This is a genomic window from Cellulomonas sp. NPDC055163 (assembly GCF_053607065.1).
Genome location: NZ_JBSGSU010000007.1, coordinates 28,811 through 43,979 on the forward strand (window position 1 = coordinate 28,811; position 15,169 = coordinate 43,979).

The window sequence follows — 15,169 nt, forward strand, 5'->3', positions numbered from 1 at the left end:
ACCGGTGACCGCCCGTGCGAGCCGTGCGAGGTGCGTCAGGCCTTCTTGGCCGGCACCGCGTCGCGCTTCTCCTTGATCTTCGCCTTCTTGCCGCGAAGGGCGCGCAGGTAGTAGAGCTTCGCGCGGCGCACGTCACCGCGCGTCACGACCTCGATCGACTCGAGGCTCGGCGAGTGCACGGGGAACTTGCGCTCGACGCCGACGCCGAAGCTCACCTTGCGGACCGAGAACGTCTCACCGACGCCGCCGCCGTGACGCGAGATGACGACGCCCTGGAACGCCTGGATGCGGGAGCGGTTGCCCTCGACGACCTTGACGTTCACCTTGAGGGTGTCGCCCGGGCGGAAGGCGGGGATGTCGGAGCGCAGCGAGGCTGCGTCGACGCTGTCCAGCGTGTGCATGATGTTCACTCTCTCGCGCTGCCACAGGTCAGGCGCGTCGTCGAGGGCGCTCCGCCGACCCGTCAGACGTGGTCTGACCGGAGCGGGCGGGCGTCCCGATGGCTCATGGACGGTGCGTCGGACCCGGCGGACCGGGGACGAGCGGCCGTGGTCGTCTCCCCTGTGGCAGAGACGCAGCCGGTGCGCACCAACGGACCAGTCTGCCACACGGGCGGCAGCGACCGGAAACGGCGTGGATCGGGCGCCGCCTCAGGCCCGCGGGACGTCGCTGGCGGCGTCGGATCCCCGGTCGGCACCCGGCCCGGGCGCCGACTCGGCACCTGGCTCCGGCACCGGGTCGGGCGCGGGCACGGGCACGAGGCGCCCGTCGGTCACGACCCACCCCGCCTCCGCGAGCACCGCCCGGTCGCGTGCGTCGAGCACCGCGACGTCGAGCACCCGCACGAGGTCCGGCCGTCGCTCTGCCGTGCGGACCAGCGCCTCGTCGCGCCGCCACCGCTCGATGCGCGCGTGGTGCCCCGAGAGCAGCACCTCGGGCACGTCGAGGCCGGCCCAGCTCGGCGGCTTCGTGTACACGGGGTACTCGAGCAGCCCGGCCGCGCCGTGCGACTCCTCGACGAGCGAGGCGGGGTTCCCGACGACCCCCGGCAGCAGGCGGGCGACCGCCTCGACCAGCACGAGCGCCGCGACCTCTCCCCCGTTGAGCACGTAGTCGCCCAGCGAGAACTCGCTGACCCGCACGCCGGGCACGGTGCGGTAGTGCTCCGCGACGCGCGCGTCGATGCCCTCGTACCGGCCGCACGCGACGACGAGGTGGTCCTCGCCTGCGAGTCGCTCCGCGGTGCGCTGGGTCAGCGGTGCGCCCGACGGCGTCGGCACGAGCAGGTGCCCCCCTCCGGCCAGCACCTCGTCGAGCGCGGTCCCCCACACGTCCGGGCGCATGACCATGCCGGCGCCCCCGCCGAACGGTGTGTCGTCGACGGTGCGGTGGCGGTCGGTCGTCCACGTGCGCAGGTCGTGCACCCGCAGGTCGAGGATGCCGGCGCTGCGCGCCTTGCCGACGAGCGAGAGGTCGAGCGGCGCGAGGTACTCGGGGAAGATCGTGACGACGTCGATGCGCACGTCAGCCCTCGTCGCCGGACGGCTGCGGGGCGCCGCTCGTCTCGTCGCTCACGACCATGTTCGCCGCGTCGGACGCCATGAGGCCCGCCGGCGGGTCCAGCACCACGCGGCCGCCCGGCACGTCGACGACGGGCACGATCGCCCGGACGAAGGGCACGAGGGTGCGCTCACCCGAGGGCTCGCGCACCACGAGCAGGTCGTGCGCGGGCAGGTGCTCGAGGCCGACGACCTCGCCGAGCAGCGTCCCGTCGACGTGCTCCGCACGCAGGCCCGCGAGCTCGTGGGGGTACCACGCGTCCTCGTCGTCGGAGGCGTCCTCCTCGGCGAGCAGGTCGACGCCGCGCAGCGCCTCCGCGGCGGTGCGGTCGGACGCCTCGGCGAACGTGATGAACCAGCGGTCGTGCTGCACCCGAGTCCGGGCGACCGTGAGCGGCCCGGCCGACGCGGGCTCCGTGACCAGGACGGTCCCGGCTGCCAGCCGCTCGTCGGGCGCGTCGGTGCGCAGGTCGAGCGCGACCTCGCCGCGCAGCCCGTGGGCACGCACGATCCTCGCGACGGTCAGCAGCATCGGGGTTCCTTCCGGGGCAGGCGGGCCGGCGGGTCCGCCGGCTCGGGTCGCGCGGGCCGGCGCGGCGGCCGGGCGACGGGTCGGACGCCGAGAGGCCCGGCCCCAGGGCAGGGGCCGGGCCTCTCGGAGTGGCCGACGGTGGTCGACAGCTCAGCGGCGGTCGACGTCCACGACGTCGACCCGGACCGGGCCTTCCGTCGAGAGCGCGCCGACGACGGTGCGCAGCGCACGCGCCGTGCGACCGCCACGCCCGATGACCCGGCCGAGGTCGTCCGGGTGCACCCGGACCTCGAGCAGCTCACCGCGACGCAGGGTCTTCGTGCGGACCTGCACGTCGTCCGGGTGGTCGACGATGCCCCGCACGAGGTGCTCGAGCGCGTCGTCGAGCATCAGGCCTGCTCGTCCTCGGCAGCGTCGGCGGCGGGCGCCTCGGCCTTGGCGGCAGCCTTCTTCTCGGACGCGTTCGCCTTGACCTTCTCGGCGTCCTTCGCGGCGGCCTCGATGGCCGAGCTCGGGTCGGCCTTCGGGGCCTTGACGCGCAGCGTGCCCTCGGCGCCCGGGAGCCCCTTGAACTTCTGCCAGTCACCCGTGACCTTGAGGAGCACGAGGACCTGCTCGCTCGGCTGCGCGCCGACGCCGAGCCAGTACTGCGCACGCTCGGAGGAGATGTCGATGAGCGACGGCTCCTCGGTGGGGTGGTACTTGCCGATCTCCTCGATGACGCGGCCGTCACGCTTGGTGCGCGAGTCCGCGACGACGACGCGGTAGTACGGCGCGCGGATCTTGCCCATGCGCTTCAGACGGATCTTGGTGGCCACAGTGTGGTCTCTCCTGGTTTCTGCTGTGGTGGTCGGGCGCGCCCGCACGTGGGGAGAGGGGCTCGTCCGACCGGAAGGACACGGTCGCGGCCGGCTAGAGGGTCCGGGCGCGCCGAGTACAGGGACGCATTCTGCCAGACGCGGGGCCCCGCACCCAACCAGGCGCGACGCGAACCGACGTGATCCTCGTCGCGACGCCCTCAGCGGACCTGGACGCCCCGGAGCACGACGGCAGACGGTGCTGCGAGGACGTCGACGTCGGCGCGCGGGTCCGTCGGGTAGACCACCACGTCGGCCCTCGTCCCCTCGTCGAGCGGCTCGGCGCCGAGCCACGCCCGGGTCCGCCAGCTGGCGGCCGCGACGACCTCCCGCACGGGGATCCCCGCACGCACCATCTCGCGCGCCTCGTCGGCGATCCGCCCGTGCGCGATCGTGCCGCCCGCGTCCGTCCCGACGAGGACCCGCACGCCCGCGTCGTGCAGGTCGCGCACCTGGTCGTACCGGCGCGCGTGCAGGCGGCGCATGCGCGCGGCGAACAGCGGATACCGCACCGCCTGCGCGGCGATCGCCTCGAACTGCGCGACCTGGAGCAGCGTCGCGGTCACCGGCACACCGTCGGCCGCGAGGCGCTCGATCTGCGCGGGCGTCGCCCCCGTGGCGTGCTCGAGGCAGTCGACCCCCGCGTCCAGCAGCGCGTCGACGGACTCCGTCGCGAACGTGTGCGCGGTGACCCGCGCGCCCTCGGCGTGCGCGGCGGCGACCGCCTCGGCGAGCATGTCCGCCGGCCACAGCGGCCGCAGGTCCCCGTCGGCGCCGAGGTCGCGGTCGATCCAGTCGGCCACGAGCTTGACCCAGCCGTCGCCGCGCCGGGCCTCCTCGGCGACGGCTGCGGGCAGCTCCGCGACGTCGGCGAGCTCGCGGCCGTAGTGGCGCAGGTACCGCTTGGGCCGGGCGAGGTGGTGACCGGACCGGATCAGGCGTGGCAGGTCGGTGCGCGCATGCACCCACGACGTGTCGGCCGGCGAACCCGCGTCGCGGACCAGCAGCACCCCGGAGTCGCGGTCGGCCAGCGCCTGCTGCTCCGCGGTCGCCGCGTCGACGGGTCCGTCCGAGGCGAGGCCGATGTGGCAGTGCACGTCCACGAGCCCGGGCAGCGCGACCCCGTCGAGCACCCGCACGTCCGTCGCCGACGGGCGCGTCAGCGTGAGCCGCCCACCGACGACCCAGGCCTCCCCCACCTCGCGCTCGTCGTCCAGGACGACGGTCCCGCGCACGTGCAGCACCGGCGCGGTCACCGGCGTGCCGCCCTGCCCGGCGCGAGGTCCACGTCAGCGCCCGAGGAGCTTGTCCAGGCCGGGCGGCAGCTGGAGCGCGCCGGGGTCGACCTGCTCGGGCGCGGCGGGCTGGCCGAGGCCGAACGCCGAGCCCTGCGGCGCGCGCGGCGTCAGGCCGGCCGCACGGTCCGCCGCGAGCCGCTCCTGCTCGGCTCGCTTCGCGGGGTTCCCCGACTTGCCTTTGGCCTTGCGCGGCGGCGGGGCGACGCGGCCCCGCGACTTCTTGCCACCCATGCCGGGCAGGTTCCCCATGCCGGGCACGCCCATGCCGCCACCGCGCGCCATCTGCTTCATCATCTTCTGCGCGCCCTCGAAGCGGTCGAGGAGCTGGTTGACGTCCGTCGCCGTGGTTCCCGAGCCGCGCGCGATGCGGGAGCGGCGCGAGCCGTTGATCATCTTGGGGCTGCGGCGCTCGGCGGGCGTCATCGACCGGATGATGGCCTCGATGCGGTCGACCTCACGCTCGTCGAAGTTGTCGAGCGCCTCGCGCATCTGGCCCATGCCCGGCAGCATGCCGAGCATCTTCTTCATCGAGCCCATGTTCTTCATGGCCTGCATCTGCTGCAGGAAGTCCTCGAGCGTGAAGTCCTCGCCGCTCGCGAGCTTGCCGGCCATCGCCTCGGCCTGCTCGGCGTCGAACGCCTTCTCGGCCTGCTCGATGAGCGTCAGCACGTCGCCCATGTCCAGGATGCGCGACGCCATGCGGTCGGGGTGGAAGACCTCGAAGTCGGTGAGCTTCTCGCCCGTCGACGCGAACAGGATCGGCCGGCCGGTCACGCTCGCGACCGAGAGCGCGGCGCCACCGCGCGCGTCGCCGTCGAGCTTCGAGAGCACGACGCCGGTGAAGTCGACGCCCGCGGCGAACGCCTGCGCCGTCGCGACGGCGTCCTGGCCGATCATCGCGTCGATGACGAACAGGATCTCGTCGGGGCTGACCGCGTCGCGGATGTCCGCGGCCTGCTGCATGAGGTCGGCGTCGACGCCGAGGCGGCCGGCGGTGTCGACGATGACGACGTCGTGCTGGCGGGCGCGCGCCGTCGCGAGCCCCTCGCGCGCGACCGCGACCGGGTCGCCGCCCGCGAGGCCGGACAGGTCCTCGCTGCCCTGGTTCCCCCGGTGCGGGGCGAACACCGGCACGCCCGCGCGCTCGCCGACGACCTCGAGCTGCGTGACCGCGTTCGGGCGCTGGAGGTCCGCCGCGACGAGCAGCGGCGTGTGCCCCTGCGAGCGCAGGTGGAGCGCGAGCTTGCCTGCGAGGGTCGTCTTGCCCGCACCCTGGAGGCCCGCGAGCATGATGACGCTCGGCGGGGTCTTCGCAAGGTGCAGCGGGCGGTTCTGACCGCCGAGGATCGCGACGAGCTCGTCGTTGACGATCTTCACGACCTGCTGCGCCGGGTTCAGCGCACCCGAGACCTCGGCGGAGAGCGCACGCTCGCGCACCGCGCCGGTGAACGCGCGCACGACGGGGACGGCCACGTCGGCGTCGAGCAGCGCGCGGCGGATCTCGCGCACCGTGGCGTCGATGTCCGCCTCGGACAGCTTGCCCTTGGTGCGCAGGTTCTTGAAGGTGGATGTCAGTCTGTCGGACAGGGTGGCGAACACCGCTCGATCCTCACGCTCTCCTCGCCGATCACGGACGGTCCAGGGTACCTGCCAGCCGGTCGACCGCCCGCGCCGTCGCGTCGTCCACGAGCCGCTCGCGCCACGCGCTCCACGCGGTCGGCCCCGCGGCGGTCGCGTCGGCCTCCGTGAGCGAGCGCAGCAGCCCGAGCAGGTCCGCCCGGTGGTCCACCGCCTCGAGCAGGCGCTCGGTCGTCGCGGGGTCGTCCGGGTCCGCGGTCGTCGCGAGGTCGGCGAGCGTCAGGTGGTGCCGGACGAGCCGGGCGACGTCGTCGGCGTCCTGCTCGCCGAACCCCATCCGCAGCACGATCGGCCCCGCGAGCCGGGCGCCCTCGGTCGAGTGGTCGCCCGCGCCGGCCCGCTTGCCGATGTCGTGCAGCAGGGCCGCGAGCAGCAGCAGGTCGCTGCGCTCGACGCTGCGCTTGTCCCGGCTCGCGAGCGCGACCGTCTCGACGAGGTGCCGGTCGACGGTGTGGCGGTGGATCGCGGAGCGCTGCGGCCGGTTGCGCACGCCCGCCCACTCGGGGATCCACGTCGTCACGACGCCGGCCAGGTCGAGCGCCTCCCAGACCGGGACCTGCGCGTGCCCGGACCCGAGCAGCTGGAGCAGCGACGTACGCGCCGCCTTGGGCCACGGGGTCGGCAGCGGCGGGGTCTGGGTCAGGCTCGCGACGGTGACCGGCGAGAGCGGCAGCCCGGTGCGGGCCGCGGTCGCCGCCGCACGCAGCGACAGGATCGGGTCGAGGGCCGGGCGCGCGTCGACGGCCAGCACGATCTCGCCGTCGTGCTCGACGAGCCCCTCCCCGATCGGCCGCAGCAGCGGGGCACCGCGCCGGCCACGCACGAGCACGGGGCGGCGCACGAGCGGGCGCTGGAGCGCCTGGCGCGCGTTCCGGACCGTCGAGTCGAGCGCGTAGGAGATGATCCGGCCCGCCTCCGCGAGACTCGCGAGCAGGTCGTCGCGGTCGTCGAAGCCCGTGAGCGCCGCGACCTCGTCCTGGTCGGCGGCGAGCAGCCGGTTGGTGTGCCGGCGTGTCGCGACCTGGATCGCGTCGCGCACGTCGAGCAGGTGGGCGTACGCGTTGTCGACCGCCCCGTGCGGGCGGTCCGTGAGCCAGGTGGCGGCGAGCGCCGAGAGCACGACGGCGTCGCGGATGCCGCCCCGGGCCTCCTTGAGGTCCGGCTCGATGAGGTAGGCGAGCTCCCCGTGCCGCTCCGCGCGCTGCTTGGTCGACGCGAGCAGCTCGGGCAGCCGCCGCCGCGCTGCGGAGCGCCAGTCCGCGAGGAGCGCCGACTTGGCGCGGTGCACGACGAGGTGGTCGCCCGCGACGGGCACGAGATCGAGCAGCCCGACCGCCGCCGGCAGGTCCTTGGACGCGACCTGACGGCACTGCGCGAGCGAGCGCACCGAGTGGTCGAGGTCGAGGCCCGCGTCCCAGATCGGGTACCACAGGCGCTGCGCGAGCTCCGAGACGTCCGCCGCGGAGTGCCCGCGGCCCTCGTGGACCAGGAGCAGGTCGAGGTCGCTGACCGGGCTCGCGTCGCCGCGCCCGACGCTGCCGACAGCACCGAGCGCGATGCCGCTGACGTCGCGCCCCGCGGTGGCCTCGTCCCACAGCTCGGCGAGGCGCTGGTGGACCAGGGTGACCCCGGCGAGACGGCGCGCGACCCCGTCGCTGCCCGGGCCGGTGAGCCCGGCGGCGAGCTCGAGCCGTTCCGCCCGGAGGCCCCGCACCCCTCTCGTGGGGCGCGGGGCCTCGGGCGACCCGTCGCCGGCCGCGCCCCCTGCGGGCGACCGTGACTGCGTCATCGGCTGGTGTCTGCTGCCCGGCTCAGAGCGCGTCCGCGCCGTGCTCGCCGGTGCGGACCCGTGCGACGTCCTCGACCGGGACGGTCCAGACCTTCCCGTCGCCGATCTTGCCGGTCTGCGCGGCCTTGACGATGACCTCGGTGACCGTCGCGGCGTCCTCGTCGGAGACCAGGACGTCGATCTTGACCTTCGGCACCAGGTCGACCGTGTACTCGGCACCGCGGTAGACCTCGGTGTGGCCGCGCTGCCGGCCGTAGCCGCTCGCCTCGCTCACCGTCAGACCCCGGACACCGGCCGCCTCGAGCGCCGACTTCACATCGTCCAGCCGGTGCGGCTGGATGACTGCCGTGACGAGCTTGGTCATCACTTCACCTCCGTAATAACGCGGGCACCCAGGGTCTCGTACGCCGTCTCGCCGTGCACCGCCAGGTCGACGCCGCCGACCTCGGCCTCGTCGCTCACGCGCCAGCCCATGGTCGCCCTGAGGATGAGGGCGATGACCAGCGTCGCGAGGCCGCTGAACACCATTGCCGCGACGGCGACGATGATCTGCGTGCCCAGCTGCGTGAGGCCGCCGCCGTAGAACAGGCCGTTCAGCGCGCCCTCGGGGTACCAGGTCGAGTCCTTGTCCGTGGCGAACAGGCCGATGAGGACCGTCCCGACGAGACCGCCGACGAGGTGGACGCCGACGACGTCGAGCGAGTCGTCGTAGCCGAACCTGTACTTCAGGCCGACCGCGAGGGCGCACAGGACACCGGCGACGGCACCGATCGCGATGGCGCCGAACGTGTCGACGGCGGCGGCGGCCGGGGTGATGGCGACGAGACCGGCGACGACGCCGGACGCGGCGCCGAGGGACGTGGCGTGGCCGTCACGGAACTTCTCGGTGACGAGCCAGGCGAGCATCGCGACCGCGGTGGCGACGAGCGTGTTGACCCAGGCGCGGCCCGAGACGTTGTCGGCACCGAACTCCGAGCCGGCGTTGAAGCCGAACCAGCCGAACCACAGCAGCGCGGCGCCGAGCATCACGAACGGGAGGTTGTGCGGGCGCATCGGCTCCTTGGCGAAGCCGCGGCGCTTGCCGATCACGAGGGCGAGCACGAGGCCCGCGACACCCGCGTTGATGTGCACGACCGTGCCGCCGGCGAAGTCGATGGGGGTCGACAGACCGCTCGTGATGCCGTCGGCGCCGAGGTGGCCGCCGCCCCACACCATGTGCGCGAGCGGGATGTAGACGACCGTGACCCAGACCGCGCTGAACGCGAGCCACGTCGAGTACTTCGTGCGGTCCGCGATCGCGCCGGAGATCAGCGCGACCGTGATGATCGCGAACGTGGCCTGGTAGCCGACCGCGACGAGCGCCGGGACGCCGGTCGCCTTCATGAGGCTGTCGTCGTCGGTCATGCCCGCGAGGCCGAAGAAGTCGAACGGGTTGCCGAAGAACCCGGCGATGTCCGTGCCGAAGGTCCCGGAGTACCCGTAGAGGACCCAGATGAGGGAGACGACGCCGATCGCGCCGAAGCTCATCATCATCATGTTGAGGACGCTCTTGCCCCGCACCATGCCGCCGTAGAAGAACGCCAGACCCGGCGTCATCAGCAGCACCAGCGACGCGGCAGTCAGCATCCATGCTGTGTTGCCCGTGTCCAGCACAAACTCTTCCATCTGGATTGCCTTCCTTCGCCAGCCGGGCGGCCGGGTCGGGCACAACCTTCGGGGAGGGGAGTTTCACCGGAAGGCCGGACGGGTTACGCGCGCGTGACAGCGGCGCCCGCCACGTAAACGTTGCGTTTCGTGCTGGGCAGAGGTCCAGGAAACGGGTCAGACCTGGAGGAGTCCGTCGACGAAGTCCTCGGGGTCGAACGGCGCCAGGTCGTCGGGCCCCTCACCGAGCCCGACGAGCTTGACGGGCACCCCGAGCTGGCGCTGGACCGCGACGACGATGCCGCCCTTCGCGGTCCCGTCGAGCTTGGTCAGGACGATGCCGGTGACGCCCGCGACCTCGGCGAACACCTTGGCCTGGTTGAGACCGTTCTGACCGGTCGTCGCGTCGAGGACGAGGAGGACCTCGGACAGCGGGGCCTCACGGGTGATCACGCGCGTGATCTTGCCGAGCTCGTCCATGAGGCCGGCCTTGTTCTGCAGGCGGCCCGCGGTGTCGACGAGGACGACGTCGAACTGCTCGCGCACGCCGGTGCGCACCGCGTCGAACGCGACCGCTGCCGGGTCTCCCCCGTCGCGGTCCGAGCGGACGGTCGGCACGCCGACGCGCGAGCCCCACGTCTCGAGCTGGTCGGCGGCGGCGGCCCGAAACGTGTCGGCGGCGCCGAGGACGACGGTGCGCCCCTCCGCGACGAGCACGCGCGCGAGCTTGCCGACGGTCGTCGTCTTGCCGGTGCCGTTGACGCCCACGACGAGCACGACGGCCGGGACGTGGGGGCGCGCGGCTCCGTCGGCCTCCGCGGCGCCGTCACTCGACACCGCCGCTGCGGTCGCCGACGGCGGCGTCGTGGCGAGCGAGCGGTCGAGGGTCGGGTCGACGAGCGCGACGAGCTGCTCGCGCAGCAGCGCGCGGACGTGCGCCGGGTCCTTGACGCCCTGCACGCGCACCTGGGTGCGCAGCGCGTCGATCAGCTCGCCCGCGGGGCCCGCGCCCATGTCGGCGAGCAGCAGCGTCTCCTCGAGCTCGTCCCAGTCGTTCTCGGAGAGGTGGTCGCGCGAGAGGACGGCGAGGAGGCGGGTGCCGAGCGGCGAGCCGGAGCGCGCGAGGCGGTCGCGCAGGCGCGCGAGCCGCCCGGTGGCGGGCGCCGGGACCTCGAAGCCGACGACCTCGTCCAGGTCGGGGACGACCTCGACGTCCTCTGCGGCCGTGGTGGTGCCGGGGGCGACCGGCGGTCGCTCGAGCGTCGCGGTGCCTGCTCCCCCGGACGGCTCTCCGGCGGAGCTGCTGCCTGCGGCACGGGTGGCGTCGGTCGAGCCGGGCTCGCCGCCCGTCCCGGAACGGCGACCGCGTGCGACGAGCACCCCGACGACGGCCGCGAGGGCGGGCACGCCGACGAGCAGGGCTGTGAGGAGTTCGTTGTCCACCGGACCAGTCTCTCAGCACCGGCGCGGCTGCGGCGCGACGCGGAGCGCGCGGACCGGGCGCCGGAGCGGTGTCCCGTGGGTCAGACGGGGCGGCGCGTGAGCTCGTGCACCGACCGGACCGCCTTGAGCTTCGCCTTGCCGAGGGTGTCGCGCAGCTCGTCGACGTGCAGGTAGCCGTCGTCGTCGACCTGGGTCGCGAGCAGGAACTCGTCGAGCGGCACGTCGACCGGCTTCGCGTCGAGCAGCTCGGCGCTCAGGCGCGCGGACCGGGGGTCACGGCGCGCGGCGAGGCCGGCGCGCAGGTCCCGGATGAAGGAGGCGTCGGCGCCGTTGCTCGTGGCGCTGGCCACCAGCGCGACGACGCCCGCGGCGACGAGCGCGACAAGGGTCCACACGATCAGAGCAGTCATGGGATCATTATCGGTCGCCCGGTGCCGCCCGTCCCGCGTCGACGCACGGTCTGTGCGCAACGCCACACAACCTTCACGCGACCGGCGCAACGTCGCCGTCCGGGGCCGCGCCAGCGCGGCGCAGGCACGTCACGGCGCGGTCGGGCCCGGCCGCCTGGGCCCGCGCGCGGAGGGAGCCCGGCCAGGTCGAGACGTCCTCGCGTCAGGCCGACACGTCCTCGCGCATGCGCTGGCTGATCACGGTCGTCACGCCGTCGCCCCGCATGGTGACCCCGTACAGGGCGTCCGCGATCTCCATGGTGCGCTTCTGGTGCGTCACGACGATGAGCTGCGAGTCCTCCTGGAGCTCCCGGAAGATCTCCAGGAGCCGCCCCAGGTTCGCGTCGTCGAGCGCGGCCTCGACCTCATCCATCACGTAGAACGGGCTCGGGCGCGCCTTGAAGATGGCGACGAGCAGTGCGACCGCCGTGAGCGAGCGCTCGCCGCCCGAGAGCAGCGACAGGCGCTTGACCTTCTTGCCCGCGGGCCGGGCCTCGACCTCGATGCCGGTCGTGAGCATGTTCGCCGGGTCGGTCAGCACGAGGCGGCCCTCCCCGCCCGGGAACAGGCGCGGGAACACGACGTCGAACGCCGCGGCGGTGTCGCGGTACGCGTCGGTGAACACCTGCTCGACGCGCTCGTCGATCTCGCGGACGATCTCGAGGAGGTCCGCGCGGGACTTCTTCAGGTCCGCGAGCTGCTCGACGAGGAACTTGTGGCGCTCCTCGAGGGCGGCGAACTCCTCGAGCGCGAGCGGGTTGACGCGCCCGAGCAGCGACAGCGCGCGCTCGGCGCCCCGCAGCCGCTTCTCCTGCTGCTCGCGCACGTACGGCACCTCGGTCGGCGCCTCCGGGTCGGGCTCCACGCCCGGCGCGAGCACGACCGGGACCCCCCGGTGCGGCCCGTACTCCTCGAGCAGCACGGCCGGGTCGAGCCCGAGGTCCTCGACCGCCCGGGTCTGGAGCTGCTCGATCCGCAGCAGCTGCTGGGCGCGGGCGACCTCGTCGCGGTGGGCCACGTCGGTCAGCTCCGCGAGCTCGCGCGTGCGCTGCTCGACCTCGGCCCGGACCTGCGTGAGCGCGGCCTCGCGCTCGGTGCGCGCCGCCTCCGCCGCGGCACGCTCGTCGCCGGCTCGCGCGAGCGAGACCTCGAGCGCGGTGAGTGCCTCCTCGGCCCCCGCGCGCACCGCCTGGGCGAGACGCGCCTGCCGCACCCGCGCACGCTCGCGCTCGGCGGCACGCTCGCGTGCGGCGCGCTCGGCCCGCGCGGCCCGCTCGAGCGACTCGGCCCGGCCCGACAGCGCCCGGGCCCGCTCCTCGCTCGTGCGCAGCGTCAGGCGCGCCTCGGTCTCCCGGGCGCGCGCGGCGGTCGCGAGGCCAGCGAGGCGGTCGCGGTCGGCGGTGCCCTCGGCGATCGCGGCCTCGGTCTCGGCCGGCTCGGTCTCCGCGGCGGCGAGCCGCTCGGTGAGCTCCGCGAGCTCGTCGGCCCCGGCGGCGAGCGTCGCGGTCGCCGCGTCGAGGGAGGCCTGGACCCGCTCGGCCTCGGCGCGCGCGGCGCGGGCGGTCGCCCCGAGGTGGCCGAGCTGCTCGGCGACCGCGGCGAGCGCCGCGTCGGACTGGTTGAGGCGCTCGAGGGTCTCGTCGTAGCGGGTCCGCGCCGCGGCGTGCGCCTCGCGGGCCGCGGTGAGCTCGAAGCGGGCGCGCTGCCCCGCCGCGACGGCGGCCGCCGAGCCGGTGCGGGCCTCGTCGAGCGCCTGCTGCAGGTGCAGCGCGCTGGGCGCCGTCGCCGAGCCGCCGGACGCGCGGTCGCGCGCGAGCACGTCGCCCGTGCGGGTGGCGACGACGAGGTGCGGGTGCGCCGCCACGACGGCCCGGGCGGCGGCCAGGTCGTCGACGACGACGACGTCCGCGAGCAGCCGGTCGAGCGACGAGCGCACGCTCGCCGGGGCCGTGACGAGGTCGACCGCGCGGTCCGCCCCCTCGGGCACGTCGACGCCGGCGAGGGGACGCTCCGGCCCGGGGGCCCCGCCGACGACGAGTGTCGCGCGCCCGGCGTCGTCGGTGCGCAGGCGGCGGATGGCGTCGACCGCCGCGTCGACCGACTCGACCGCGACGGCGTCCGCGAGGTGGCCGAGCGCCGCCACGACCGCGTCCTCGTCGCGCGGGGCGACCTCGAGCAGCGCCGCGAGCGAGCCGATCGTGCCGGGCAGGCCGTCCGCGGCGAGCAGCGCACCCGCGCCGTCCTTGCGCAGCAGGCTGAGCTCGAGGGTCTCGATCCGCGAGTCGAGCGCGGTGCGCTCCCGGTCCGCCGCGGTCACGGCCGCCTCGAGGGCGGCGAGGCGGGCGGCAGCGGCCTCGACGGCGTCGGCCGCGGCCTCGTGCTCCGCGTCGAGGCCCTCCTCGCCCTCCTCGACGCCCGCGACCTGGGTCTCGAGCGCCGCGAACTCCGTCGTCGCCTGGTGGCCCCGGCGCTCCGCCTCGGCCAGCGTCGTGCGCAGGCGCCCGATCTCGGCCTCGGTCGCCTCGAGCCGGCTGCGGCGCGCCGCGACCTGACCGGCGAGCCGCGCGAGCCCCTCCCGGCGGTCCGCCGCCCCGCGCAGCGCCGTCGCGAGCTGCTTCTCCGCCGCCGTCGCCGCGGCCTCCGTGTCGGCGCGGTCGCGCGTCGCCGCCTCGAGCGCCGCGCGTGCGAGGTCGACCTCCGCGACGAGCTCGGCCTCGGCCGCCCGTACGCGCTCGGCCTGGGCCGCGAGGTCGTCGGGGTCCGAGCCGCCCGCTCGCTCCGTCCCGGCGCTGCCGAGCAGCCGGACCCGCTCGCCCGCGAGTGTCGCGGTGCCGCGCAGCCGCTCGCGCAGCGACGAGAGCCGGTACCAGACCTCGCCGGCCTCGCTCAGCGCCGGGGCGGCCTCGGCGGCCTCCCGCTCGAGCGTCGTGAGCCGCGCACGTGCCTCCGCGAGCGTCGCCTCGACCTCGGCCTTCCGGGCCCGCAGCGCCGACTCGTCCGCGATCTCCTGCTCGAGGGTCGCGGACAGCTGCGCGAGGTCGTCCGCGAGGAGACGCGCACGTGCGTCGCGCAGGTCGGTCTGCACGACCTGGGCCTTGCGCGCGACCTCGGCCTGGCGCCCGAGCGGGCCGAGCTGGCGGCGGATCTCCGCGGTGAGGTCGCCGAGGCGCGTGAGGTTCGCCTGCATCGCCTCGAGCTTGCGCAGCGCCTTGTCCTTGCGCTTGCGGTGCTTGAGGACCCCCGCGGCCTCCTCGATGAAGCCGCGGCGCTCCTCGGGCGTCGCGCGCAGGACCGCGTCGAGCTGACCCTGGCCGACGATCACGTGCATCTCGCGGCCCAGGCCGGAGTCGGAAAGCAGGTCCTGGATGTCGAGCAGCCGGCAGCCCTGGCCGTTGATCGCGTACTCCGAGCCGCCGTTGCGGAACAGCGTCCGGGAGATCGTGACCTCGGAGTACTCGATCGGCAGCGCGCCGTCCGTGTTGTCGATGGTCAGCGCGACCTCGGCGCGGCCGAGCGGGGCGCGGCCGGCGGTGCCGGCGAAGATGACGTCCTCCATCTTGCCGCCGCGCAGCGACTTGGCGCCCTGCTCGCCCATGACCCACGCGAGCGCGTCGACGACGTTCGACTTCCCCGAGCCGTTGGGCCCGACGACGCACGTGACGCCGGGCTCGAAGCTCAGCGTCGTCGCCGAGGCGAACGACTTGAACCCGCGCAGGGTCAGGGTCTTGAGGTGCACGAGCCGAGCCTAGGTGCTCGCGAGCGGACCCCCGGGGACCCCGGCGACGCGCCGGGGCGGCGCCGGCCCTCTCGTGTAGGGGGGGGGACGGACAGGGGGGGGGGAGAAGGGGGGGGGGCGGGGAGAGGAGTGGGAGGGTGTGGGCGGGGGGAAGAGAGTAGGCAGAGAACGTAAACCCGCCCTAGATCGGCTCCGGCGCGCCGACGCCGCGCGCGCCCACGACG

Annotated in this window: 13 protein-coding genes; all 13 read right to left on the reverse strand. The window is 74.8% G+C overall.

The window, feature by feature from the left end:
* Window positions 1-35: 35 nt before the first annotated feature.
* Window positions 36-401 (reverse strand): 50S ribosomal protein L19, encoded by a 366-nt coding sequence (rplS, locus tag ACWFNE_RS14590; protein WP_452123156.1) that lies wholly within the window; start codon window positions 399-401, stop codon window positions 36-38.
* Window positions 402-650: 249 nt separating this feature from the next.
* A complete protein-coding gene (trmD, locus tag ACWFNE_RS14595) occupies window positions 651-1,523 on the reverse strand; it encodes a tRNA (guanosine(37)-N1)-methyltransferase TrmD (protein WP_452123157.1) in 873 nt (290 codons plus the stop codon).
* A gap of 1 nt (window position 1,524) precedes the next feature.
* Entirely contained in the window at window positions 1,525-2,091 is a 567-nt protein-coding gene (rimM, locus tag ACWFNE_RS14600) for a ribosome maturation factor RimM (protein ID WP_452123158.1), read from the reverse strand.
* 150 nt (window positions 2,092-2,241) lie between these two features.
* Entirely contained in the window at window positions 2,242-2,481 is a 240-nt protein-coding gene (locus tag ACWFNE_RS14605) for an RNA-binding protein (RefSeq protein WP_034628495.1), read from the reverse strand.
* A complete protein-coding gene (rpsP, locus tag ACWFNE_RS14610; protein WP_452123159.1) occupies window positions 2,481-2,909 on the reverse strand; it encodes a 30S ribosomal protein S16 in 429 nt (142 codons plus the stop codon). Before rpsP ends, ACWFNE_RS14605 begins: the two co-directional genes overlap by 1 nt.
* A 200-nt stretch (window positions 2,910-3,109) precedes the next feature.
* The gene (locus tag ACWFNE_RS14615; protein ID WP_452123160.1) at window positions 3,110-4,204 is read right to left on the reverse strand and encodes an amidohydrolase family protein; all 1,095 of its coding nucleotides are present in this window, start codon (window positions 4,202-4,204) and stop codon (window positions 3,110-3,112) included.
* Between the two features lie 33 nt (window positions 4,205-4,237).
* Window positions 4,238-5,845 carry a signal recognition particle protein gene (gene ffh, locus ACWFNE_RS14620; protein WP_452123161.1) on the reverse strand — a complete coding sequence of 536 codons (1,608 nt, stop codon included), beginning with the start codon at window positions 5,843-5,845 and terminating at the stop codon, window positions 4,238-4,240.
* A 28-nt stretch (window positions 5,846-5,873) separates the two neighbouring features.
* A complete protein-coding gene (locus ACWFNE_RS14625; RefSeq protein ID WP_452123162.1) occupies window positions 5,874-7,673 on the reverse strand; it encodes a [protein-PII] uridylyltransferase in 1,800 nt (599 codons plus the stop codon).
* 22 nt (window positions 7,674-7,695) lie between these two features.
* Window positions 7,696-8,037, reverse strand: a complete 342-nt coding sequence (locus ACWFNE_RS14630; RefSeq protein ID WP_258726657.1) for a P-II family nitrogen regulator — start codon at window positions 8,035-8,037, stop codon at window positions 7,696-7,698.
* Window positions 8,037-9,338, reverse strand: coding sequence for an ammonium transporter (locus ACWFNE_RS14635; RefSeq protein WP_452123163.1), 1,302 nt, complete (start codon window positions 9,336-9,338; stop codon window positions 8,037-8,039). Before ACWFNE_RS14635 ends, ACWFNE_RS14630 begins: the two co-directional genes overlap by 1 nt.
* Before the next feature lie 156 nt (window positions 9,339-9,494).
* The gene (gene ftsY / locus ACWFNE_RS14640) at window positions 9,495-10,760 is read right to left on the reverse strand and encodes a signal recognition particle-docking protein FtsY (RefSeq protein WP_452123164.1); all 1,266 of its coding nucleotides are present in this window, start codon (window positions 10,758-10,760) and stop codon (window positions 9,495-9,497) included.
* Window positions 10,761-10,840: 80 nt separating this feature from the next.
* On the reverse strand, window positions 10,841-11,170 hold the full coding sequence (locus tag ACWFNE_RS14645) for a hypothetical protein (protein WP_452123165.1): 330 nt from the start codon (window positions 11,168-11,170) through the stop codon (window positions 10,841-10,843).
* Window positions 11,171-11,372: 202 nt separating this feature from the next.
* Window positions 11,373-14,945, reverse strand: coding sequence for a chromosome segregation protein SMC (smc, locus tag ACWFNE_RS14650; protein ID WP_452123166.1), 3,573 nt, complete (start codon window positions 14,943-14,945; stop codon window positions 11,373-11,375).
* Window positions 14,946-15,169: the final 224 nt, after the last annotated feature.

What these genes read in the sequence shown, in the direction of transcription:
- rplS (WP_452123156.1), bottom strand. Translation starts at nt 401, where the DNA reads ATGCACACGCTGGACAGCGTCGACGCAGCCTCGCTGCGCTCCGACATC.
- rimM (WP_452123158.1), bottom strand. Translation starts at nt 2,091, where the DNA reads ATGCTGCTGACCGTCGCGAGGATCGTGCGTGCCCACGGGCTGCGCGGC.
- ACWFNE_RS14630 (WP_258726657.1), bottom strand. Translation starts at nt 8,037, where the DNA reads ATGACCAAGCTCGTCACGGCAGTCATCCAGCCGCACCGGCTGGACGAT.
- ACWFNE_RS14635 (WP_452123163.1), bottom strand. Translation starts at nt 9,338, where the DNA reads ATGGAAGAGTTTGTGCTGGACACGGGCAACACAGCATGGATGCTGACT.
- ACWFNE_RS14625 (WP_452123162.1), bottom strand. Translation starts at nt 7,673, where the DNA reads ATGACGCAGTCACGGTCGCCCGCAGGGGGCGCGGCCGGCGACGGGTCG.
- ACWFNE_RS14605 (WP_034628495.1), bottom strand. Translation starts at nt 2,481, where the DNA reads ATGCTCGACGACGCGCTCGAGCACCTCGTGCGGGGCATCGTCGACCAC.
- ACWFNE_RS14645 (WP_452123165.1), bottom strand. Translation starts at nt 11,170, where the DNA reads ATGACTGCTCTGATCGTGTGGACCCTTGTCGCGCTCGTCGCCGCGGGC.